This window comes from Exiguobacterium sp. s95 (assembly GCF_018618655.1).
Classification (GTDB): domain Bacteria; phylum Bacillota; class Bacilli; order Exiguobacteriales; family Exiguobacteriaceae; genus Exiguobacterium_A; species Exiguobacterium_A oxidotolerans.
Genome location: NZ_JACSMM010000004.1, coordinates 163,716 through 187,635, shown reverse-complemented (window position 1 = coordinate 187,635; position 23,920 = coordinate 163,716). Strand labels below are relative to the sequence as shown.

The following is a 23,920-nucleotide window of genomic DNA, read 5'->3' as shown; positions in this document are numbered from 1 at the left end:
AGTTAGAAAGTCCAAATCGGAACAATTACGTTTTAATTATCTTGGAGGGTTCATATATGAAAAAAATCATTCCAGCGTTAACCATCGCGACAGTAACTGCCAGTCTGCTCGCCGCATGCGGCTCATCGACTTCAAATTCAGACGAAGACGGTAAATTGCAAATTTATACGTCGACGTTCGCCACGGCAGCCATCGCCAAAGAAATCGGCGGAAAGGACGTCCAGGTCGAATTAATCGTTCCCCCTGGCGCCGACCCGCATTCGTATGAGCCGACTCCGAAGCAACTGACGACGATTGCGAAAGGCGATCTATTTTTACTTACCGGCACAACCCTTGAGCCGTACTCTGAAAAGATTAAGGAAAGTTTAGCCGGTAATTCCATTCGTTTTGTCGAGACAAGTAAAAATATCGACTTACTCGAAGCTTCCGCTTCGCTTCATACGCACGAAGAAGACGCACACGATGACCATGATGATCACGAGGCTGAAGAAGAGTCGCACGATCATGGACAATACGATCCGCATGTTTGGCTCGACCCGAACAACGCCAAGAAAATGGCTGACTCGATTACGACCGCGTTAGCAAAGGAAGCACCTGACCGGAAGGAAACGTTTGATAAAAACCTCGCACTCTTTAACAAACAAGCAGATGAACTCGACCAAAATTTACAAAAAGCTGTTGACTCCGGTTCGAAAAAGGAGCTTCTCGTCACGCATGCCGCATACGGGTACTTGGCGGAACGTTACGGTTTCACGCAACTGCCGATTGCCGGTATTTCACCGTCTGACGAACCGTCCCAAAAACAGCTGGCTGCCATCGTCAAGGAAGCAGAGATGCATGACTTAAACTATATCGCCTTCGAAGAGACGGTGTCGCCAAAGGTCGCCCGTGTCATCCAAAAAGAAATCGGTGCCGAATCGATTACGATTCATAACCTCGAGTCCGTCGCAAAAGATCAACAAGATCAATCGTACTTTGATTTGATGAACGAAAACGTGACGACGCTCAAACAAGCACTGCAGTAAGGTACAGTTGACAAGCATTAAAAGATACGTTAGGGTAATAAACGTGTTTTAAACAACGACTAAACAACTAAATGACTTCTTTTTATCGCGAGAAACGGAGGGACTGGCCCAATGATGTTTCGGCAGCGGACGATTGATTCGTACTGTGCCAAATCCAGCAAGCTATGGCTTGAGAGATAAGAAGAGCGTCTTTTTCAGTAAAGACCTCCTTCTTTCTTGCGAAGGGGTCTTTTTTTGTATGCTGAAGAAATGGAGTGATTCACATGAACGAAACGGTTACGCCGAACAAATGGGCGTTGTTCCCCTTGTTCGTTTTCCTTGTATTATTCATCGGTGCAGGAATCTTCTATAACGACTTTTACAAATTCCCCATCTTGATTGCAGCTTTAATCGCCTTGATTTTTGCTGCTGCGACATCTAAGGGAGACATCAACCAGACCGTCGAGCGGATTGCCCGCGGTGCCGGAAATCCGGACATCATGATCATGGTCTTCATCTTTTTACTCGCTGGCACATTTTCTGGAACAGCGAATGCAATCGGAGCCATTGATGCGACCGTCAACGCTGCACTCAGTTTCCTACCCCAGTCTCTTTTAATGAGTGGATTGTTCATCATTGCCGCTTTCATCTCGATGGCGATGGGAACTTCGACCGGCACAATCGCTGCCCTTGCACCGATCGCACTCGGGATTCATGACGCGACGGGTGTCAATGTCGCACTCGCCGCTGCTGCCGTCGTCGGTGGAGCAATGTTCGGTGATAACTTATCGTTTATCTCAGATACGACAATCGCCGCTGTCCGGACACAAAAAACGAACATGCGTGATAAATTCAGAACGAACTTTTTAATCGTCTTGCCTGCTGCCGTCATCACTGTCATCTTACTCGCTTTCGTGTCAGGTTCCGGAGATGTCGTCGAAGCGAAAGCATTTGAATTTTATAAGCTGATTCCGTATCTTTCCGTCATCGCGCTCGCACTCTTTGGTGTCAACGTCATTCTCGTCTTACTCGGCGGGACGTTATTGACAGGCATCATCGGAATGATCGACGGTAGTTTCGGAGTAAGTGGATTTGTCCTCGCGATGTCTGACGGATTGATGGGGATGGCAGAAATCTCAATCTTGACGTTGCTGATGGGTGGACTCGTCAGCCTGATCACCTATAACGGTGGAATTGCTTATCTCAAAGAAACGCTGACACGAAAGATTTCGAAACGCCGGGGAGCTGAGTTCAGTATGGCTGCCCTCGTCAGTGCAACGAATCTCGCAACAGCAAATAATACGATTTCGATTCTTGTCGCCGGTCCGCTCGCTGCTGAAATCGCGGATACGTATGACATCGACCGGAAGAAGTCAGCCAGTATCCTCGACCTCTTTTCCTGTGGTGTTCAAGGAATCATCCCGTACGGAGCGCAACTTTTGATTGCCGCTGAATTGACGAAAACGGCGTCACCCGAACTGATTCCTTATTTGTTCTATCCATTTTTACTGTTCGTTTGTGGATCACTGGCAATCTTCTTCGGCTTCCCACGCCGGAAGAGCGATGCCGCACAGAAAAACAACATGTCGTAAAACAAACAACCCCCGTCGCTTCGTCTGCGACGGGGGTTCACTTTATTTCTGTTTTTCTTGACGATTCAAAATGAAATAGGCAATCGCCGGAAGCGGAAATTGAACAAGTCCTGCTCCACCCCATACCCATGGGTTGCGTCCTGTCTTGCGGGCACCAAGGAAGAGGAACGTGGCTTGAGCACCTAATAGTGCTGCGATGCTTGTCCAGACTCCTTTTGGTACTTTTTTAATCGATTTCACCATGATATTACACCTCTCTTCGTTTATGCATCAGTAGACTTTCTTCTCTTTCCCAGTCTATATTCCCTGCTTATGAGCATCAAAACAGATGTTCCGCTAAGTTCATGCTAAACTGAACAGGCAAATCCATATTCTAGTTTCATTGAAGGAGGAGTATATACATGCAATACGCAAAACTTTCAAATGGTATCACGATTCCACAGATTGGGTTCGGTGTCTGGCAAGTCGATGAAGAGACGGAAGCACCGGCTGCCGTCGCAGAAGCACTTCGCGTCGGTTACCGTCATATCGATACGGCTGCCGTCTACAAAAACGAACGTGGTGTCGCAAAAGGAATCAAAGAAAGCGGCGTGAAACGTGAAGAACTCTTCTTGACGTCTAAAGTTTGGAACGATGACATTCGTGCCGGACGGACGAAAGAGGCTTTCGCTGAGTCACTTGAGCGACTAGAAACAGATTATCTCGACCTCTACCTCATTCACTGGCCTGTCGAAGGTTATGTCGAAGCATGGAAAGCCATGGTCGAGCTGTACGAAGCGGGTAAAATTAAAGCAATTGGTGTTTCGAACTTTAAAGAACATCATCTCGATACGCTTGCTGAAGAAGGACTCATGACGCCGATGATCAACCAAGTCGAGCTTCACCCACAACTTCCACAGCATGAATTGCATGAATACTTGCAAGATCACAGCATTCAAGTCGAAGCATGGAGCCCACTCATGCAAGGTAAGTTCCTTGAAATCAATGATTTCAAAGAGATTGCTGAAAAACATGGTAAGAGCCCATCACAAGTCGTTCTACGTTGGCACCTCGATAACGGAATCGTTGCGCTTCCGAAATCAGTCACACCAGAACGGATTGCTGAAAACTTCGATGTGTTTGATTTCCAACTCGATGCAGACGACCTCGAACAAATCGATCGTCTCGCGACAGAAGTCCGCCTCGGACCGGACCCTGACGAAATTGACTTTTAATCCACTGACCGATACACGAAAGACTGCTGACGGGACCTATCCCGTAGCAGTCTTTTTTTAAGCGTAATAAATAAGAATCGTCTCTTCTGTCGTTTCAGCCTTGCTGAAGTATGCGCGTAAATCAGCAAACTGTTCCCACACGTCGTCGAATTCTCCATGTTGCCCCGCTTCATCATAAATCGTCTCAAGTGACCGACGATCAAAATTTCGCATGACTTCTGCTGAGATGATGATTAACGGAAGAGGGAGAATCCCGACAATTGCTGCTTGTGTTTCGTTGACAATCAACTCTTCACCGACAATCGCTCGACCTAAGTTGTAATGGGTCTCTTGATCGATATAGATATCGATTTGATTCATCAAGTGATAGAGGGCTGCCGTGTCTTCCAGAGCAAATAGCTGTTCATAATCCGGCTGCGTCTCATGGATAAAAAGAATCCAGTCCATGATGATATGCGGGTCGTCACCAAACGAATCCCAAACGGCATCCGCGACACGAACGTAATGTACGTTTTCCATCCTCCCTCTCCTTTCTTCGTTTCTTTAATAGCTATTCCCATTTTTTCGATGCTTTAGTAATTTTTTTAGAATCTGCGTACTAAAAAGCAACGAAAAAAAACGCTCTCACCTTCTGATAGCACGTTGTCTACATGCAAAAAGAACCAGCAAAATGCCGGTTCTTTTTGATTAAATCGCTTTTTCTTTTGATTCGTCCGTTTCCCAAGCCTCAAGAGATTCTTTACCTGGTAAGTTCGGAATCGAATTCGCATAAAAGCGCGGATCTTTTCCGGCTTTTCGTTGTTCGAGGTAATCATCAAGTGCGAGTTTCGCGATTTTAGATAAGCGGAAAATCGCATACAAGTTGACGACTGCCATCAAGCCCATGAAAATATCAGCAAGCGCCCAGACAAGACCTGCCGTCTGTACGACTGAACCGAAGACAATCATCCCGAGTACGATGACACGGTAAGCCATCATCAGTGTTTTATTGTCATTAATGAAGCTGATGTTCGATTCACCGTAATAATAGTTTCCGATGATTGAACTAAATGCGAACAAGAAGATCGCAAGTGCCATGAACGTCGTCGCAAACACTCCGACCTGAGTCGAGAGTGCGTTTTGCGCGAGTTCGATCCCGGCAACTGCTTTTCCGTTCGCGTCTTTCGTCGCGACATCACTGACGAGGATGATCATCGCTGTTGATGAACAAATGAGTAACGTATCAACAAATACACCGAACGATTGAATCAAACCTTGCTTGACGGGGTGTGACACTTCAGCCGTCGCAGCAGCATTCGGAGCAGAACCCATACCGGCTTCATTCGAGAACAGACCACGGCGAATTCCGTTAAGAACTGCAGCACCAATTGCTCCGCCAGCAAGCGTCTTGAACTCTAAAAGTCCCTCTTGGAAAATCAAGCCGAAGACGTTTGGCAACAATTCAAGATTCGTAATCATAATGAAGAGGGCGATTAAAATGTATCCGCCCGCCATGATCGGAACAAGGAATGCAGAGACCGTCGCAATACTACGCACTCCACCGAAAATCACGAGTGATGTTAATAAAACGAGTGCAATCGTGATCCACATCTTATCGATGCCATACTGACTTTGAAGTGACAATGAAATCGTATTCGATTGAACCGAGTTAAAGACAAACCCGAACGAGATTGTAATCAAGATACTGAAGACGATTCCGAGCCACCGTTGGCCAAGCGCCTTTTCCATGTAGTAGGCAGGGCCCCCACGCCATGCCTTCTCATCACGGACTTTATAAATTTGAGCAAGTGTACTTTCGACGAATGCTGAAGCTGAACCGATCAAGGCAATCAGCCACATCCAAAAGACGGCACCGGGTCCACCTAGTGCGATGGCTGTCGCAACACCGGCAATGTTCCCGGTCCCGACACGTGCCGCCGTACTGATCGCGAACGCTTGGAATGGTGAGACGCCATCCTTTCCTTTATCTGTTCCCTGGAACAGTAACCGTAACATTTCAGGTAACATCCGGAATTGGACGAATCCCATGCGAATCGTAAAATAAATGCCTAAGCCAACAAGTAAGATGATCAGGACGCTCGACCATAATACATCACTAATATTCGTTACGATATCCATCAGTTGTTTCTCCATACAGGCTCCCCCACTTCTCTCTTATGTAACATTTCTTCACATGTGTTCTATAATACGAAAGTTTTTTTGAAAAATCAAATACAGTTGTATCAGTCAATTTCTGATTACGAGGCATTTCTATCCATTTCCTCACATTAGATGTGAGGTTTTTCGTTTACGAACAAAAAAAGAACGGCCTCACTCAAAAGGAGGGACGGCTACCAATTAAACGGAATCAGGACTTTTTCATGCGTGTCCCAAATACACACTAAGCCATCGTGAAAAAGAAGCATTTACATCGAAATGGCCGATGATTCCGTGGAAGTGGAATCATCGGCCATTTCGATTAACGGAGGACGGAAACGTCCATCCTCAACTCCTATGGGACAAGGAAACGTCCGTCACAAGGATGGATGTTCATCTGAATTAGTCACCCCCTCCATCTTTAGACAAACACTTAGAGCCCCTCCACTTTTCGCGGAAGGGCTCTTTTCGATTCTTTATTAGATGAATAGATTTAAGTTGGCATCGTCTGTCGCACCAAGATAACTTGCGACCCCACCATAATCGATATCATCTAACAATTCTTCTTTTTTAATCCCCATGATGTCCATCGACATCGTACACGCAATCATTCGGACGCCTGCTGCTTGCGCTTTTGCCATCATCGTCTCTAGCGCATCGACTTGTTTGTCCTTCATGACTTTTTTCATCATTTTTTGACCGGCGCCTGCCATGTTCATGTTGGATAATGGAAGATCACCGGCATGTTTCGGCATCATCATCCCCATCATGCGTTCCATCGGTGCTTTGTCGACGGCTGGTGCATCCGGCTTACGAATGACATTCAGTCCCCAGAACGTGAAGAACATCGTGACTTGTTTGCCCATCGCTTGTGCACCTTGTGCGATGACGAATGACGCAAGTGCTTTATCAAGGTCTCCACTGAAGACGACCATCGTCGCGTCATCTGCTTTTGCGACAGGTGCCGATGTCATGTGTTGCTCCGTTTGTCCTTGCCCTTTTTCAAGTAAGACTTCGACAATTCCCTGATTCATTTCTGCCGTATGGACGGTATGTCCGAGCTTTGTTGCCCATGCCTGGACGTCCGGTAAGAAACCAGGGTCCGATGCTTTAATGAAGACTTGGTCTCCGTCCTGCAGTTGATCAATCTTTGTTTTTAATTCAACGATTGGTCCCGGGCACTGTAATCCACATGTATCGAGCAGCGTGATTTGCTCTGCTTTCACGGCTTGTTTCGGCTCACTTTTAATCGTCGTCACTGCTGTTTCCTCCCGTGCTTGGTTTCGCGCTTCTTGATCGCGATTGACCGTCGCCCATGTTTTATATCCGCCACTCAAATTCTTCACGTCGAAGCCGTTTTGTTTGAGGAGCTGACTTGCGACATATCCCCGTAATCCGACTTGGCATGTCACGTAGATCGGCTGATCCTTCGGTAGCTCGTCGAGGGACGTGCGAAGCGTCGGTAATGAGATATTGACCGAGCCCGGAATCGAACCGAGTTCATTTTCAGACGGTTCACGGACATCGAGTAACAATCCGCCGGCTGCGACGATTTGATCAATTTCATGCCAATGGACGTTTTCGCTGTCCCCTAACACGATATTCGAAGCGATGTATCCTGCCATGTTGACGGGATCTTTCGCCGAGCTATACGGTGGTGCGTATGATAATTCAAGGTCTGGCAAGTCGAGGACCGTCAAGCCGCCTTTGATTGCCGTCGCTAAGACATCAATCCGTTTTTCGACACCCGTCATCCCAATCGCTTGCGCGCCGTAAATCGTTCCGTCAATCGGATCAAACAAGAGTTTCATTGAGATTGGACTGGCACCCGGATAATAACCGGCGTGCGAACCCGGATGGAGATGAACCGCTTCATAGCGGCGACCAGACTGTTTCAACCGTTTTTCGTTATTTCCGGTCGAAGCGACCGTCATATCGAATACTTTTGCGACGGCTGTACCGAGCGCACCTGTATATTTGACGTCGCGTCCGGCGATGATGTCTGCAACGAGACGCCCTTGACGATTCGCCGGCCACGCGAGTGGAACATGCATCGCCTCTCCTGTCACGTAATCTTTCACTTCGATGGCGTCACCAATCGCAAAGATCGATGGATCAGATGTCCGTAACGTGTCATCGACTTTGATTGTATTCTTGATTCCCAACTCAAGTTTTGCTTCCGCCGCAAGGTTACTTTCCGGCATGACACCAATCGACAAGATGTTCATTTCCGTTTCAATCGTCTTGCCGCTCGTCAAGACAACACGTCTCCCTGCCTCTTCAAAGCGGGCGACACCATCCGATAAAATCAACTCGACCCCTTTTGCGCGTAGATGTTCATGGACGATGGCTGCCATTTCCGGATCGACCGGTGCCATGACTTGATCCATCATTTCAACCAATGTGACTTTCGCACCACGTTCGACCAAGTTTTCTGCCATTTCGAGTCCAATGAACCCCCCACCGATGACGACGGCACGTGCGGGACGGTTCTCATCGACATATTGACGCATCCGGTCCGTATCCGGAATGTTACGTAACGTAAAGATGTTCGTCGCTTCTTCGATACCAGGAATTGATGGACGCATCGGTTTTGCTCCTGGTGAAAGAATTAAGTTGTCATATGACTCCTCATATTCTTCACCTGTATCGACTTTACGGATTGTGACCGTTTTTTGTTCACGATTGATTTGAATCGCTTCCGACAGATTCCGAACATCCAAGTTAAACCGGGCATGCATCCCCTCAGGTGTTTGGACGAGTAGCTTGTTCCGGTCTTTGATGACATCCCCGATATAGTACGGTAATCCACAGTTCGCGAACGAAATCTCTTTTCCACGTTCTAACAAAATGATTTCCGCCGTTTCATCCAACCGGCGTAATCGTGCTGCAGCGGTCGCTCCACCTGCTACTCCACCAACAATGATTGTTTTCATGTCTGTTTTCCTCCTAAATCGAATCGTACTCTCTATGCTTTACAATATACCCATTAAGGTATGTGGTTTCAAGTAGTTTGCTCTACATTTCACATACTTGTCTTATTTTCAAACTGTTTCTTCTTTAAATGATAACGGACATTAGTTGCAATTCCTCTTAAAATGCTTGAAACTGAGATTACAGTATCTATAAGGGGGATTTAAAATGGACCAGGACCGTAACTCGAACGAAACGAATGAGGACAACAAGGTCACACCGCTTCACCCAGAACGTAATCAAGAAGGAACAAACGAAAACGGGGTAACGGAAGTTCAACAACAACACTTGGAAGCATTCCAAGCGTTCTTAGTCGAAAAAGGCATTCCAATGGAAGCACGTGAAAATGAAACACACGTCTTCTTTATGACACAAGAAAAAACACCAGCTGGCGCTGAGCCGATGATGATGATCGTCTTCAGTAAAACGACGACGGACGTTGAGTTATTCGCTCGTACCGTTACGCACGTTCCAGACGGTGTCGAAGATCTTCCTATCTTAAACGCAATCAATGACTTCAACCAAGAGTTCAAGTACTTCCGCGTCGTCCTCGATAGCGATCGCGACGTAACGATTGCTTCAACAATCGACTTAGATCACGGCTTCAACCCGGCTGCCATCTTCGGCCACTCGGTCATGATGTTCCAAGCTTCTGACGAAGTGTACGCGTATTTAACGAAATTGTATGACCAAATTCAATAATTTATATTTTAAAAAATGGCTCCGGAGTTCTCTCTGGAGCCATTTTTTTATTTTAAGTTCAATTGACAATGAGAATTATTCTCGTTATAGTGAGAATTGTGAAAACGACATCATTTTGTAGATAATTTTATTTTTCCTGGGGGAATGAGACAGATGAAAAAACGATTTAAAGTAGCGTCACTCTTTATGGTAGCCGGATTACTCGCAGCTTGCGGAACGGATGAAAAAGAAACAACGACAGCTCCAAAAGAAGACAAAACGGAGCAAACGTCTGATAAAAATACGAATGCCGGAATCGCCGCAACGACATTAACGGATGAATTGACAATCTTCAGCTCAATCAAGACAGAACTCGATAAAGCGAAAGAAGGACAAGCCATCGACTGGAAGATGGTCCAGACGAGTTATGAATCGAAGTTAAAAGGTGGCGTCGCAACTGCCGCTCCTGAAATCGAACAAGTCGTCACTTCTGCCCTCGCAGGCGTCGAATCAAAGGATTTGGATGAGAACATTGCCCGTCAGCTTGTCGATAAAGGACTTCAGTCTTACTTCTATAAACTCCAAAAATCAATGCAAGCAACAGCAGAAGAAGCAGTCGTGGCCGGAAAAACGGATGACGCCATGGCGACGTTAGGAAATATCAAAAACATGGCGGAAACTGTCTTCATCCCGACAGCCGAAAAGCGCGATGCGAGTTATGACTTCAAAAACGAAGAAGCCATCGCACAAGCGATCACGTCCGGTCTCGCAGCACAAGAAGACGCCATCTCGGCTGAAAACGTCGCTGACTTTAAAGTCGCAAAACAGTTGACGGATAAGTCGATTTACCGTTCATTCTATCTCGCAGCACTCGGTTATGCACAAAAAATCGAGGATGGCGCTAAATCCGGTGCCGACGAACAAGAGTTACAAATGGAACAAGCAGAAGGCTACGGATTCTTACTCGCAATCGAGGAATCACTTGCCGGTGGCGATGAAGCCGCCGTTGCAAAACTAAAAGAACAATACGACTTCTCAAAAACAAAACCAGCAGACGTCTCTTATGAAGAGATCGAAGGTCTCTTCGCCAAAGCATTGACGAAGAAAATCGTCGGTTACCATGAAGAAGCAATGGAAGCACTCGAAGCGAAAGATGTCGATACAGCACGTGTCGAAGCGATGGAAGCAAACATGTTCGTCATCGCGATGAAGCCGACCCTCGAAAATCGTCTCGGTAAAGAAGAGGCAGACGCTGTTCTTGCTGACGCTAACACATGGTACGATCTCATCGAAAAAAATGACGCAGAAGCGGAAACGGTGAGCAAAAAAATCGTCGATGCGCTCGATACGTTCAACTAAGCAAGACGATTGGAGGAACTTCCTTTGAACATCGGAATTACGGGTGGCGCTGGCTTCATCGGTGCTGCACTTGCAACTCGTTTGCGTACTAGTGGTCATACCGTATCGATCATCGATGCCTTCACCGATTATTATGCAAGCGACTTGAAACGCGAACGGGCAGCGGAGCTGACACGACTTGGCGTAAACATCTGTGAAGCAGATGTCCACGTCGAACTCGATGCCTGGTGTTCATCCGGTCAATTCGATGCCCTGTTCCATCTTGCTGCTTTACCTGGCGTTCCCGGATCTTTACGTGAGCCGCATCGCTACATCAAAGAAGATATCGATATGACGGTGACCGTCCTTGAAGCGGCAAAACAACATCAGATTCAGCAAGTCTTGTTTGCCTCTTCTTCTTCGGTTTACGGGGAGCAGACAGGTGCGTTGAGCGAACAGCAGGCGACCGGTCAAGTCGTCAGTCCATACGCCGCGGCAAAGTATAGTGCCGAGACGTTCTGTAATGCCTATCAAAACCTATATGGATTACAGGTTACGATCTTCCGCTTCTTTACGGTCTACGGACCATCCGGGCGCCCGGATATGGCGCTTTACCGCTTCATCGAACAAGCGCTTCGTGGTCAAGAACTTGTCGTGTTCGGTGACCCGGTACGCGACTTCACGTACATCGATGACATTACACGCGGGATGGAACAAGCACTTCAAGCGCGCGCAATCGGGACTTATAATTTAGGGGCGAATCGACCGGAGTCGGTCCGAACGATTGCCAGGTCCCTCAGTGAGCGATACGGTGTTCCGGTAACGTTCACCGAGCAAAGAGAAGGAGATGTCTCGATGACATGGAGTAATACGGAAGCTGCACGACAAGCATTCGACTACACGCCCTCCGTTACCTTGAATGAAGGACTCGAGCGGATGATTACATGGCATCTCGGGCGCATGTAATCCGTACAACCGCAAGCGTCCTCTTGACGCTTGCGGTTGTTTTTTTATTAATTCGGTTCGTGCTCGAGTTACCTGTCCTCTATGATTACTTGCGCACCCTTTCACGCTCTTACTGGACGCTACTCGCAAGCTTGTTGTATGCAGGTGCTTTTTATGTCCGCGCTGTCGCCTGGTGCGTGGCTGATCAGCGGCAGGCACCCTTGCCAATCTATTTGACGAGCCTCTATCTCGGCCTTGCCGTCAATCACTTGTCACCCGTCAAACTCGGCGAAGGTGTTCGCCTGCTGACGGCACGTGCCATCGCTAGTCCCTTAAAACGGACAACGGCAATCCTTGTCGCACAGCGCGGCATTGATTTGGTCGTCCTCGGACTCTTCGTCTCGCTCGGCTTGCTCGCGACGAAAACAGCTCTTCCTGCAGGTATCGCGATTGTGCTCGGTGTACTCGCCTTAGTCGTCGTCCGCCCTTTTTTACGGACGATGTACGCATTAATCGGGTATGGCACACTCGCTTGGTGTTTGGAAGCGGGCGCCGTTTACTGCTTATTCTTAGGCGTGAACGCTGTCCTTCCCTTCCCCCTCGTCTTAATCGCGATGAGTGCCGGTGTCTTGTCCGGAATTGCTCAATTCACCCCCGGTGGTCTCGGCACGTATGAGCTCGCCATGGGAACGGTTCTACAGACGGCAGGCGTCGACCATCCTTATGAACTTGCCTTGATGACGCACACGTTCAAATATGCGTTCGCCTTCATCGCACCTTTGTATTTTTTGGTCAGACATCACCGTAGTGTCACATTACTGTTTCGCCAATTCAAGAATCAACAGAAAGGAGGATCTTCATGAAAAGTGCTTCACGTTTTGAAAAAGTCGCAGCCCGTATGTGGAATCTGTTGAATGAAGGAAAACCATTCACCCCGATTTTTACAATCGGTGTCTTCCTCAGCTACTGCCTTTTGTTCCAACAGACACTGAGCGGTGCCGGCTTCGGATTTTTAGTGACGTTGCCTTTATTCGTACTGTACTGGAAATTTGATTTCCCGCTGTTCCTTCGTAATTATTTATGGATGCCCGTCATCGTCTGGTTATTCCTTGAAGGAACGGATACACGGCTCCTGCCCCTATTCGCTTACGGAGCAGGTCTTTATTTCTTCTTCACGATTTTCTTCTGGGGAACGATTTATTACCATTTACGGATTGGAACGGACTGGCTCAACTTCACGCGTTTTTGGAAACTCGTCCTCAAGAACAGTGACTCGACGAGTGGTAACGCGCAAGAACAACTACCGAAAGTCGCACTCTTACTTGCCTACTGGCAAACAGCGTCAATCAATCCGACCTTTGACTGGTCGTACGTCTTGTTCCCTGCCGGATTGTTACTATTTGCTTGGATTCTCCACCATTATCTCTTCGACTGGAAACCGAAACTTCCGACTGAGCCGACAAAAGACGTCAGCTTGCCGACTTCAGACAAAGTCTACGTCTTGATTGTCGACGGGATGCGAAAAGACCGATACATGGCTGCGAACACTCCGTTTCTCGAGCGATTGCGTCAAGAAGGAACGGAATATACGAATATGGAAACCGTCTACCCGGCCCGGACAGTCGTCTGCTTCAGCTCGATGTTCACGGGAGCACGTCCGGAAGATCACGGAATTCATTCCAACATGGTCTGGAATACGACCGGTGTCAAAACGGATACCGTCTTCGACCGGTTGCGTGCCGTCAATAAATCCGGCAAGATTCTCGGGATTGCCCACCTCGTCGATGCGTTCGGTTCGACCGACGTCAGTACCGTGACAGCCGTCATGCATAATGATGTCGCCGACCGCAACATCATCGAACGGGCCAAGCAAATCGTTCACGAAGAAGATCCGGATTTGCTTGCAATCCAATTAATCGGAACGGATCAAACCGGTCATAGTCGCGGGACGCTCTACTCGGAATATATTCAAAAAATCGAGGAAGCCGATGCGCTACTCGCAGAGTTTTGTGAAGAACTCGATCGTCTCGGTAAGTTAGACGATGCGACACTGATCGTCATGGCCGATCATGGTCAAGCCGACGGGATCGGCGGGCATGGTCACCTCGACGAAGGAGAACGTTTCGTCCCATTTTGGATGTATGGCAAACACATTCATGCTGGTCGCAAGGTCGATACACACCGGCATATCCTGTCGCTTGGACCAACGATTACGAAGTTGCTTGGTGCCGATATCCCGCACGACAGTCGTGGCGTATTGTTGACGGAAGCTTTTAAGGAGGAACGCTCATGAAGAAAATCGTCGTCTTCCTTCCGGCTCACAATGAAGAAACCTCTCTCCCACTCGTCTTAAAACGAATCCCGGATGAGATTGACGGAATCCCCGTCGAAACGATTGTCATCGATGATGGATCGACCGATGCTACATCGACCGTCGCAACCCTGAACGGTGCTCAAGTCTACCGGTTCGAACAAAATCGTGGTCTTGGCGCTGCGGTCCGCGAAGGATTGTATCGCGCTTATGACCATGATGCGACCGTCGCCGTGATGATTGATGCGGACAACGAGTACCCGGCCGATCAAATTCCGGACGTCGTTCGACCGATCTTAGCGAACGATGCGGATTATGTCTTCGGATCACGATTCCTCGGGACGATTGACGGAATGCGCCTCTATCGCTATATTGGGAATCACGTCTTTACGTGGCTTCAATGTGTTTTACTGAAACGAAAAATTCATGACGGACAAAGCGGGATGCGTGCTTTCTCACGCGCTGCTTGCAAACACGCGGAAATCATCCACGATTACAACTACGCGCAAGTCTTGACGTTGAACCTCGTTCGTAAAGGATTCCGTCTGAAAGAAGTACCGATTCGTTACCGGGTACGTGAATCAGGAAAATCTTTTATCCGCTTGAACTATATTCAACGTGTGGTCCCTGCCATTTACAAAGAGTGGCGTCGACCAATCGTTGCACTACCGATTGAAGAACGTTTTGAACGAAAGGAGCATCTCGGATGATAAAACGTTTAGTCCTTCCGGTCGTTGTTTTCTTCTGTCTCCTCGCGACTCCTTTATCGGCGTTTGCTTACAGCTATGGTGACCCGGGCAAAGAAGCTTTTGCGGAAGCTTATAAACAATTTGAGGAACAGCTCGATCAAAAAGATTATGCACTTGCGAAGGAAACGATTGACGCGTATGATAAAGAATTTAAACTTTACTTCCCTGAAGCGAAGGAAAAAATTGATGCTGCGTTAGCGGAAGAAGACGCAGAGAATGCCAAACAGGCGTATCGCGTTGCCTTACGTCAAAACATCGAACGTCGTCTTCATTTTGCGGATGAGCAGTTCGAAGACTTCGGACAGGCGAAGCTGTTACTTGCGAAAGCACGCGGCACATATGATGTACTTGCTCCTTATGTCAAAGAAAGCACAGATGCAAAAACGTCCGATGCATTGTATACTGCGTTTGACGATGCACTTACTGCGCTCGGGAACCCCGGACTGTTCGGAGTCGGGAAAAAAGCGAGTGATAAAGAAACATTTGATCAAAACATTGCATTAATCGAAGATACAATTACACCACTATTCGTTTTACCCGGAGAAGAAAAAACCGGTTTATTTGAAGAAGAGGATTCGATTTTCGGACAATCCTTCGGAACAGATGAGATTTGGAAAACGATTGCGATTGGTCTTGTCATCGTTCTAATCGTCATCGTCATCATCGGTCAACGAAAAAAGAAACGTCAACATCACTGATTAGGGAGGAAGGACGATGGATTTTCAAGCGTTTTTAATTACGCTTCGTGAATGTCTCGAAGCTGTCTTGATCGTCGGTTTGATTCTCGGCTATCTCGATCGACTCAACGCACCGCAATATAAAAAATGGGTCTATGCCGGAGTCGGACTTGCGCTGCTCGCGAGCCTCGGTGTCGCCTTTTTATTCCAAGTCGTCTTTACGAGTTTCGCAAGCTTCGGTAGCGACACGTACTTGCGTCTTGGTATTATGATGATCTCCGTCATCTTACTGACACACATGGTGCTCTGGATGGGGAAAGAGGCGAAAGAAAACCAACAGGCCTCGCAGGCAAAAGTCGCGGCGGCGGTCTCGACAGGCAGTGCCATCACGATGATCATCCATTCGTTCCTCGTCATCGTCCGAGAAGGCATCGAGACGGTTTTCTTCTTCGCTGCCATTTCCGGCGGTGAAATCGAGAAAGTCTTGACGAGTTATGGTGCCGTGTCTGGTCTCTTGCTCGCACTCATTTTCGGTTACCTGTTCGTTTCCGGAACGATGAAGATTCCAGTCAAACGTTTCTTCCAAGTGACAGGCATCCTGATTCTGTTTATTGCTGCCGGCATGCTCGTCCAAACGATTGGACGTTTCCAAGACCTTGGATTGCTCGGAAGCCTGTTGACGAACGCCGATGGAACACCGGCAGCCTTGTATAACATCGTCGGGTTTATGCCGGAACACTACATCGACCAAATTCAATATTTGCGCGATACAGGCAATCCGACATTAATCAGCGGACAAATCGGTACGTTTATGGGTGCGATGTTCGGCTACAGCCATAATCCATCACTTGAGCAAGTGATCGCCTGGTGGGGCTACTTCGCGTTTGCCGGTTTCATGCTGATGCGTCAAAATCGAACACCAAAAGCAGCCAAAAAACTTCAGGAGGTTTCTTGACCGTTCGGAGCGATCGTCTACTTGGACGATCGCTTTTTTTCACGCTCTGTTTCGCCATCTCACTATTGCTGGGTGTTCATCTTTATCTGGTCAGCCCGTTTGTCGCAAGCTACGACATCGCCAACTTTACGTTAGCGGTTGGACAGTATGATTTGGCGAATTTGCAGCCACATTTTCCGGGGTACCCGTTTTTCATCTTACTCGCGACAGGTCTCACACGACTCGGGCTTGAACCCGTCCGTGCGCTTGGCATCGTCTCGACGCTTGGCTTCACGAGCGGACTGATTCCGTTATATTTGCTGTTAAAACGTCAGTCGTTTGATACGGCACGTTTACTAGCTGCTTTCACTGTCATCTCGGTTGCTTCACTCGTCGTCATCTCTGCGACCGGGATGTCGGACGGTCTTGCACTTGGTGTCCTCTGTTGGTTCATGTGGAGTGTCGAACGTGCTCGGCACGGTCATTTCCGTCTTTTGCCGTACCTCTTATTCGGACTGTTGATGGCAACACGATTATCCTATGCGCCGTTCGGAATCGTGTTACTCTTTTTACTTTGGCAAACCCGAAAAGACTACTGGCAACTCCTGTCCGAACTGGCGACGTTACTCCTGGCACAACTTGCCTGGCTGTTACCGGTCGCCTTCTCGGTCGGGGGACCCGCGTCCTTCGCTCAATTGTCACTCAGTTTCGTGACGGGTCACTTTTCGGACTGGGGCGGTACGGCACAAACGGACGAAGCCTCGTTGATTGAACGACTTGGATTGACACTCAAACAAATCGTTTGGCATGGTTTAGGATTTACAAGTTGGCTCGGTCTTGCTTCAGGGCTATTCTTGTTCTGCCAACGAATCCGTCCGCTTCCTCTTTGGTGGAGCGTCACCGGTACTGGTTATTTCCTTTGGGTCTGGTTGGCCCAAAACATTGATAAACCACGCCATGTTTTACCTCTCGTCTTACTGCTCGTCTTCCTGCTTGTTCGCCATCTGTCAGTGCGTTGGCTCGTCCCATTTTTATGTATTCAATTGGTGATGGGAAGTATCGCCTTGTACCGCCAAGCGACAATTGAACCGGCAACTATCCAGTTGGCGGATGCCATTACCGGTTTACCGGCGTCAGCGACCATCTTTACGGATGAAGAAGACCGCCAGTTTTTGATGGCACGTCCTGACGCTACGATCGTTCCGATTGGATCTGTCAGCAAATGGCGGGCGGAGCCTAAATCAGCGGAAGTTTACCTGACCGGACGATTACTCAAACAGTTGCGGGTGGCAGATGTATCGATTGAAGTGACGGAGGTTTTCCGCTTCACGAGTGACCCCCGGTTTGAACCGGAGGATGCGGAGGCGCGGTTGTACCGGATGATCTTACGATAAGGAGCGGATTGGGATGAGTATCATTGGAACCGGCAACACGGCAACGATTCAAAAAGAAACTGCGGCGATTGTTCGAAAGCAGTTTCACGCACACGTTCCGCATGCAGCGGTCCAGCAGGAATTTCAAAATCATCTGTCCATCCAGAACCACTTTCCGATGACACCTCGTGTTTATAATCAAGTTGATCATTCCATTCGAATGGAGTATTTAAAGGGTGAAGCGCTCGGAGATTTGATGAAACGTCATCCCGTTCGGATTCTCCGCTACATGACGATCATGGTCACCTTACACCAGCACCTTCACAGGTTATCCGTCGGCGGGTTACCGCGTCTTCAAGAACGGTATCCCGCTCACACTACACTTGTAGCGGGACATACTTTATGTCATGGTGATTTTCACCCGTATAATCTGTTGCTTGTTAAAGAAAACGTCTATGTCATCGATTGGATGGATGCCTCCATCGGCAATCCACTGATGGACGTCGCCCGTACTTTTTTGTTGATTCGCTATGGAGGACGAATGTCTTTACGAAATCCGGCAGAATGCATTTCCCGATTCATCCTCAGTCATTTGTATCGTGTCTGTTATTTTAAGCGCATCAGAAAAGTCACCGCATTCGAGGCTTGTTTACGGCTGTGTGCAGCTTCCCGCTTGAAAGAGCAGATTACGCCTGTCGAATCCGTTCTGTTACAGCGTTTTTTAAAGTGATATCCAACGAGTCACAGATCATCGCCACTTAATTAATCTGAAAATAAAAAATCACTCTTTTCCACGCGCTTTCCTCAGGCGAGACACAAGCCAGTTTTCCTGCCTCCATGAGGCAGAAAATCGGGTCTTGTTTGTCTCTGACAGCGCAAGTCGTCTTGCGCTTTTTCCTGTAGGAGTCGCGTGAAGCGAGTGATTTTTTGATTTCAGATTCTTGATGGATGGATTTTAACAGCTTAACAAAACGTCGTTGAGAAGCAGACAAGACGAAGACTCCTGCGGGAAAAGCGGAACAGGTGAGACCCCGTAAGTCGCGCAGACGACGCGGAGGCTCACGTTTCGCCCGCGGAAAGCGAAGTCTTGTCTGCGTATCAACGAATCTTGAAATGAATTCAAAGTACTTCACTCATCATTCAAGTTGCATACGGTCGTTCCATGTAATCAAATTGTCCGCCACTGATTTCAATCGTCTTGACCGGGACGAATCCAAGACGTCGATAGAGACGTTGCGCCCCAGCATTCGTCTGATCGGCATTTAACGTAAACGCGCGTAATCCACGCTTCTCCCCTTCGTCCGCTGCTGCCTGCAACAGCTCAGACCCGATTCCTCTTCCGCCATATGCCGGATCGACCGACAATGTATCGAGATAAAAGACGTTTCCTTCCGTCTCTTGATCAATTTGTATCTCTTGACCTGTCCACGCGAGGAGCTGACGTTTAATCGGTTCATCCAACTGCGCTGCATCCACTCCCGCATATGCGATGACGATGCCGACGACGCGCCCATCGAGCTCCTTGACGAGAATGTTCTCGTGACTTAACCGGTTTCCCGTTTGCGTCACAAACAGCGCAAGCCGTTCCAAAATCAATTCCTTTTCCTGCGTTCCGGTCAGTGTCTCGGCAATTTCATGAATCGCCTGTTCAATCAATGGTGCGATTTGATCGGCGTCTTCCGCAGTCGCTTGTCTAATCATTGGGTAGCCCCCTTCTCGTTATCTCTTTTTATCCTAAAACAAAATCCCTCCTGATGTCAGGAAGGATTTTATTTATTTCAGTTGTGGCGCTGGTCTAACTACTGGTACAGTAACCGGTTCGCGTGTCATGACTGAGACGACGCGTCCCGCGATGGCAACTGCAAGTAACGTATAAAGCGTCAAACTGACTGGCAAGTAGACGAGTGAAATGACAAGAACAATTGCATCGAGACTAAATAAAATCGTCCCGATCGATAAACCTGTCACTTTGCTAAGGGCCATTGATAAAAGGTCGTCACCACCGGTCGCAGCACCACTCTTCAACACAAGACCAAGTCCGTATCCCGTGATGATCCCACTCGCAATGGCGGCGATTAACGTTGCCGGCCAGGCCTGTTCCGGGAAATGGAACAAATCAAGCTGATGCCACATCTCATAAAAGAGCGATAGTGCACCTGCTGAGACAAGTGCCTCACTGACAAAGCGTTTTCCTTTAAAATAAAGTGCTCCAATAAAGAATGGAATGTCGAGCACGATCATCGAAATCGATGGATTGATATCAAAGAAATACCGTCCTAATAAAGATAACCCGATAAATCCGCCTTCTGCTAATCCAAACTGTTCATTCAAAGTATAGTAGCCGAACGCCATAAGTAACGTTCCTGCTAAGATGGTTGCGATTCGTTTCATGTTTTATTGTCCTCTCCCGTATCTTCCATGGGAGAGGTTTTATTGTTGCCGTTTGGGTATTCATCTATTTTCGCTCTCCCTGATTTTTTTAACCATTACTGTCTTGTTTACGTAAGACCAGCGATGCTAAAAATCAGGTAAGCTAAATAGATGATCGGTCCTCTCGGTATCCATCGGTTTCCACCCTTTCATTTAGTTCTCCATCTTATTATAACCCGAACTTCAGAAACTAAAACATTTTTACGGACTTTTAACAAAAACGTTATAAGTCATTACCTCTTTGTTCACAAATTCACAATCCAGACAAAACTATGCTCAATTATGAACAAACTACTTGAAACCGACATTGTGAAGTATTACACTAAGGTTATCAAATCGAATGTGATTAATATCACAATTAAACAAAAAGGGGACTTTACTCATGAAAGTAGCAGTCATCGGTTGTACACATGCAGGAACAGCAGCAGTCAAAGAGCTTACGGCAACGAACGAAAACCTTGAAATCACAGTCTATGAACGAAACGATAACGTTTCATTTCTCTCTTGCGGGATTGCCCTTCACGTCGGTGGCGTCGTTGAGCATGCCGAGTCACTCTTCTACTCTTCACCTGACGAGCTGGCTGACCTCGGAGCAACGATGCGCTTGAAACATGATGTCCTTGAAATCGATAGTACGAACCAAACGATTCTTGCGAAAAATCTTCTGACGGGTGAAACCGTTCACGATACGTACGACAAATTAATCATGACAACAGGTTCATGGCCAATCATTCCGATGTTACCGGGCATTGAACTGAATCAAATCGAACTTTGTAAAAACTACCACCATGCTCAAACCATCATCAAAAAAGCAACGGATGCCGAGCGGATTACAGTTGTCGGTGCCGGCTACATCGGTGCTGAACTCGTTGAAGCGTTTGAAGCATACGGCAAAGAAGTGACGTTCATCGACAGTGCCGACCGGATTTTAAATAAATACCTCGATCGTTCATTCACGGATATCATTGAAAGTGAATTGACAGATCGCGGCATTCAGCTCGAGTTGAACCAGACTGTCCAAAGCTTTACCGGCGTAGACGGCAACGTCACACAAGTCGTCACGGACAAAGGAACGTTCGAAACGGATCTCGTCATTCTTTGTGTCGGTTTCCGTCCGAGTACGGAGCTTTTAAAAGGACAAATCGATATGTTACCGAACGGTGCCATCATCGTCGACGACTATATGCGGACGAGTAATCCGAATATCTTTGCTGCCGGTGACAGCTGTGCCGTCTACTACAATCCGGCCCGGACACATGCCTATATCCCACTCGCGACGAATGCCGTCCGTATGGGAACGCTCGTCGGGAAAAACTTACTTGCCCCGACGATTCGTTACCAAGGGACGCAAGGGACGTCCGGTCTCCGGTTATATGACTTAAATATCGCGTCGACCGGCGTCACGGAAGATGCTGCTCCATTCTTTGGACTAGAAGTCATGAGTACGACCGTCACAGATGCGTATCGACCTGAATTTATGCCGACTGCAGAAGACGTCCAACTCAAACTTGTTTTTGAACAAAACTCTCATCGCGTCGTCGGGGCCCAAATTATTTCGAAGGTCGATTTGACGCAAGCGATGAATACGTTATCGGTCGCGATTCAAAATGAAATGACGCTTGAAGAACTGGCCTTCGTCGACTTCTTCTTCCAACCGCACTACAACAAACCGTGGAACTTACTGAATCAAGCAGCTCTACAAGGGATGAAAGAGCTGACAGCAGAACGCGTCTGATCGCTCATCCACCTTATCTTTAGTAAAAATCGGAGTTCACACCTGTGGACTCCGATTTTTTTATTCGCTCTTCGTTCGCATTCAGTTATTTGTTGCTATAGCCTTATCGAGCAGCCTTTTCGCTCTAATAAAAACTTCACTTGGTTAATAAGTTGACGTTTAAACGTGAAATGACAGGGAACATATTTCTTATGCAAATCAAACCACTACCTAGGAGGAATCAGTTCATGTCACAGTCTAAAAATCCACTTACACAACACTTCAACGATGATTTCCCAAAACAGTATCAGGAGCCACCGGCTGTCCAGGCAAAAATGGAACCCGTTCCGGATTGTGGAGAAGAAAGCTACAAAGGTTCAGGTAAACTAAAAGGTAAGAAAGCGTTGATTACAGGCGGTGATTCAGGAATCGGACGTGCTGCTGCGATTGCTTATGCCCGTGAAGGAGCAGATGTCTTCCTGAACTATCTCCCGGAAGAACAACAAGATGCAGAAGAAGTAAAAGCACTTGTCGAAGCAGCTGGTCAAAAAGCGTACTTACTCGCAGGTGATTTAAGTGACGAATCGTTCTGTCAGCAACTTGTCAAAGAGGCACATGATTCACTTGGCGGACTCGACATCCTTGCACTCGTCGCCGGAAAACAACAAGCTGTCGAGGACATCATGGATCTGTCAACAGAACAACTGCGGAAAACATATGAAATTAATGTCTTCTCGCTGTTTTGGGTCGTTAAAGCCGCTCTCCCACTTCTAAAAGAAGGCGCTTCGATCATCACGACAACTTCTGTTCAAGGATACAATCCGAGTGAGAACTTACTTGATTACGCCTCAACGAAATTTGCCATCAATGGATTCACACGCGGCCTCGCGAAACAAATTGCGCCAAAAGGCATCCGCGTTAATTCGGTCGCACCGGGTCCAATTTGGACACCACTTCAAATCTCAGGTGGTCAACCGAGCGAAAACATTCCGGAATTCGGACAAGAAACACCACTCAAACGAAGTGGTCAACCGGTCGAACTTTCGAGCGTCTATGTCTTCCTCGCGTCTGACGATGCCAGTTATGTCACGGCACAAATTTATGGTGTGACAGGCGGAATTGAACTTGCTTAATTGAATGCCAGAGTAAAAAGCGGTTTTGATGGCGACATCAAAACCGCTTTTTTTGGTATCAGTTGCTTCTCCCCGTCCGATTTAGTCTAATGAAGATATACATACCGTTAGGAGATGATTCATGTGACAGAAAAAGAAAAGATGATTCAAGGTCAGTTGTATTTAGCCGGGGATGCGGAGCTCGTGGCGGACCGGAAACGGGCGCAGATGCTTTGTCATCAATTCAACCAACTGAGCATCGAAGAGCTGCCCGACCGAAAATCTCTCCTGCAACAACTTTTCCGGACGGAACAAACGGATTTTTACATCGAACCGTCTTTTAAATGTGATTATGGCTACAACATCACGCTTGGCGCCCGGTTTTATGCCAATTACGATTGTGTGCTGCTCGACATTTGCCCGATTACGATCGGTGACAACTGTATGCTTGCTCCGGGCGTCCACATCTATACAGCGACGCATCCGTTAGATCCTGTCGAACGAAATAGTGGGTATGAATTCGGCAAACCCGTCGTCATCGGGGATAACCTCTGGATCGGCGGACGAGCTGTCATTAATCCCGGTGTGACGATTGGCGATAATGCGGTCATCGCTTCCGGGAGCGTCGTCGTTAAAGATGTCCCTGCGAATACGGTCGTGGGTGGAAACCCTGCTAAGATCCTCAAAACGATTTGATATGGGAAACAGACTGAACCGGCGGCAAATGAAACTTTTTT

At 47.6% G+C, this 23,920-nt stretch carries 22 protein-coding genes and 1 riboswitch; of the genes, 16 read left to right on the top strand and 6 right to left on the bottom strand.

Annotated elements, in window-relative coordinates:
• Window positions 1-56: 56 nt before the first annotated feature.
• Both KNP99_RS09655 and KNP99_RS09650 read left to right on the top strand, forming a co-directional pair.
• The gene (locus KNP99_RS09655) at window positions 57-1,025 is read left to right on the top strand and encodes a metal ABC transporter solute-binding protein, Zn/Mn family (RefSeq protein ID WP_088838076.1); all 969 of its coding nucleotides are present in this window, start codon (window positions 57-59) and stop codon (window positions 1,023-1,025) included.
• Between the two features lie 79 nt (window positions 1,026-1,104).
• Window positions 1,105-1,208: riboswitch (SAM riboswitch) on the top strand.
• An 80-nt stretch (window positions 1,209-1,288) separates the two neighbouring features.
• The gene (locus KNP99_RS09650; RefSeq protein WP_214771674.1) at window positions 1,289-2,596 is read left to right on the top strand and encodes a Na+/H+ antiporter NhaC family protein; all 1,308 of its coding nucleotides are present in this window, start codon (window positions 1,289-1,291) and stop codon (window positions 2,594-2,596) included.
• A gap of 42 nt (window positions 2,597-2,638) precedes the next feature.
• Here KNP99_RS09650 and KNP99_RS09645 read toward each other — a convergent pair whose 3' ends face one another.
• The gene (locus KNP99_RS09645; protein ID WP_088838080.1) at window positions 2,639-2,839 is read right to left on the bottom strand and encodes a hypothetical protein; all 201 of its coding nucleotides are present in this window, start codon (window positions 2,837-2,839) and stop codon (window positions 2,639-2,641) included.
• Between the two features lie 158 nt (window positions 2,840-2,997).
• Between KNP99_RS09645 and KNP99_RS09640 the strand changes: the two genes are divergently transcribed.
• On the top strand, window positions 2,998-3,810 hold the full coding sequence (locus tag KNP99_RS09640) for an aldo/keto reductase (RefSeq protein WP_088838082.1): 813 nt from the start codon (window positions 2,998-3,000) through the stop codon (window positions 3,808-3,810).
• Window positions 3,811-3,867: 57 nt separating this feature from the next.
• Here KNP99_RS09640 and KNP99_RS09635 read toward each other — a convergent pair whose 3' ends face one another.
• The 3 genes from KNP99_RS09635 to KNP99_RS09625 all read right to left on the bottom strand — a co-directional run bounded on the left by KNP99_RS09635 (window position 3,868) and on the right by KNP99_RS09625 (window position 8,882).
• Complete coding sequence (locus KNP99_RS09635; RefSeq protein WP_088838083.1) at window positions 3,868-4,329, bottom strand: hypothetical protein; 462 nt, start codon at window positions 4,327-4,329, stop codon at window positions 3,868-3,870.
• 168 nt (window positions 4,330-4,497) lie between these two features.
• Window positions 4,498-5,943 (bottom strand): alanine/glycine:cation symporter family protein, encoded by a 1,446-nt coding sequence (locus KNP99_RS09630; RefSeq protein ID WP_214808349.1) that lies wholly within the window; start codon window positions 5,941-5,943, stop codon window positions 4,498-4,500.
• Window positions 5,944-6,425: 482 nt separating this feature from the next.
• Window positions 6,426-8,882, bottom strand: coding sequence for a CoA-disulfide reductase (locus tag KNP99_RS09625; protein WP_215193196.1), 2,457 nt, complete (start codon window positions 8,880-8,882; stop codon window positions 6,426-6,428).
• 205 nt (window positions 8,883-9,087) lie between these two features.
• Here KNP99_RS09625 and KNP99_RS09620 point away from each other — a divergent pair, with 205 nt between their 5' ends.
• The 10 genes from KNP99_RS09620 (at window position 9,088) to KNP99_RS09575 (ending at window position 18,657) form a co-directional block, all read left to right on the top strand.
• Window positions 9,088-9,621, top strand: a complete 534-nt coding sequence (locus KNP99_RS09620) for a type III secretion system chaperone family protein (RefSeq protein ID WP_088838088.1) — start codon at window positions 9,088-9,090, stop codon at window positions 9,619-9,621.
• Between the two features lie 153 nt (window positions 9,622-9,774).
• Entirely contained in the window at window positions 9,775-10,959 is a 1,185-nt protein-coding gene (locus KNP99_RS09615) for a hypothetical protein (protein WP_214845956.1), read from the top strand.
• Window positions 10,960-10,983: 24 nt separating this feature from the next.
• Window positions 10,984-11,904 carry an NAD-dependent epimerase/dehydratase family protein gene (locus KNP99_RS09610; protein WP_214766422.1) on the top strand — a complete coding sequence of 307 codons (921 nt, stop codon included), beginning with the start codon at window positions 10,984-10,986 and terminating at the stop codon, window positions 11,902-11,904.
• Window positions 11,883-12,746, top strand: a complete 864-nt coding sequence (locus KNP99_RS09605) for a lysylphosphatidylglycerol synthase domain-containing protein (RefSeq protein ID WP_214845954.1) — start codon at window positions 11,883-11,885, stop codon at window positions 12,744-12,746. Before KNP99_RS09610 ends, KNP99_RS09605 begins: the two co-directional genes overlap by 22 nt.
• Window positions 12,743-14,176 carry an alkaline phosphatase family protein gene (locus KNP99_RS09600; protein WP_088838095.1) on the top strand — a complete coding sequence of 478 codons (1,434 nt, stop codon included), beginning with the start codon at window positions 12,743-12,745 and terminating at the stop codon, window positions 14,174-14,176. The genes KNP99_RS09605 and KNP99_RS09600 overlap by 4 nt, the downstream gene beginning before the upstream one ends.
• Window positions 14,173-14,904, top strand: a complete 732-nt coding sequence (locus tag KNP99_RS09595; protein WP_088838097.1) for a glycosyltransferase family 2 protein — start codon at window positions 14,173-14,175, stop codon at window positions 14,902-14,904. The genes KNP99_RS09600 and KNP99_RS09595 overlap by 4 nt, the downstream gene beginning before the upstream one ends.
• Window positions 14,901-15,641 carry a hypothetical protein gene (locus tag KNP99_RS09590; protein ID WP_088838098.1) on the top strand — a complete coding sequence of 247 codons (741 nt, stop codon included), beginning with the start codon at window positions 14,901-14,903 and terminating at the stop codon, window positions 15,639-15,641. The genes KNP99_RS09595 and KNP99_RS09590 overlap by 4 nt, the downstream gene beginning before the upstream one ends.
• A 16-nt stretch (window positions 15,642-15,657) precedes the next feature.
• A complete protein-coding gene (locus KNP99_RS09585) occupies window positions 15,658-16,575 on the top strand; it encodes an FTR1 family iron permease (protein ID WP_088838100.1) in 918 nt (305 codons plus the stop codon).
• Window positions 16,572-17,948, top strand: a complete 1,377-nt coding sequence (locus tag KNP99_RS09580) for a hypothetical protein (RefSeq protein WP_215193195.1) — start codon at window positions 16,572-16,574, stop codon at window positions 17,946-17,948. The genes KNP99_RS09585 and KNP99_RS09580 overlap by 4 nt, the downstream gene beginning before the upstream one ends.
• Before the next feature lie 13 nt (window positions 17,949-17,961).
• Window positions 17,962-18,657 (top strand): phosphotransferase family protein, encoded by a 696-nt coding sequence (locus KNP99_RS09575; protein WP_215193194.1) that lies wholly within the window; start codon window positions 17,962-17,964, stop codon window positions 18,655-18,657.
• A gap of 410 nt (window positions 18,658-19,067) precedes the next feature.
• Here KNP99_RS09575 and KNP99_RS09570 read toward each other — a convergent pair whose 3' ends face one another.
• Window positions 19,068-19,628 (bottom strand): GNAT family N-acetyltransferase, encoded by a 561-nt coding sequence (locus KNP99_RS09570; RefSeq protein WP_088838107.1) that lies wholly within the window; start codon window positions 19,626-19,628, stop codon window positions 19,068-19,070.
• A 72-nt stretch (window positions 19,629-19,700) separates the two neighbouring features.
• Window positions 19,701-20,318, bottom strand: coding sequence for a YitT family protein (locus tag KNP99_RS09565; RefSeq protein ID WP_215193193.1), 618 nt, complete (start codon window positions 20,316-20,318; stop codon window positions 19,701-19,703).
• 421 nt (window positions 20,319-20,739) lie between these two features.
• Between KNP99_RS09565 and KNP99_RS09560 the strand changes: the two genes are divergently transcribed.
• The 3 genes from KNP99_RS09560 (at window position 20,740) to KNP99_RS09550 (ending at window position 23,879) form a co-directional block, all read left to right on the top strand.
• A complete protein-coding gene (locus tag KNP99_RS09560) occupies window positions 20,740-22,092 on the top strand; it encodes an FAD-dependent oxidoreductase (RefSeq protein WP_214766414.1) in 1,353 nt (450 codons plus the stop codon).
• A 227-nt stretch (window positions 22,093-22,319) separates the two neighbouring features.
• Window positions 22,320-23,204, top strand: coding sequence for an SDR family oxidoreductase (locus KNP99_RS09555; RefSeq protein WP_214893368.1), 885 nt, complete (start codon window positions 22,320-22,322; stop codon window positions 23,202-23,204).
• 123 nt (window positions 23,205-23,327) lie between these two features.
• Window positions 23,328-23,879, top strand: coding sequence for a maltose acetyltransferase domain-containing protein (locus KNP99_RS09550; RefSeq protein ID WP_483299361.1), 552 nt, complete (start codon window positions 23,328-23,330; stop codon window positions 23,877-23,879).
• Window positions 23,880-23,920: the final 41 nt, after the last annotated feature.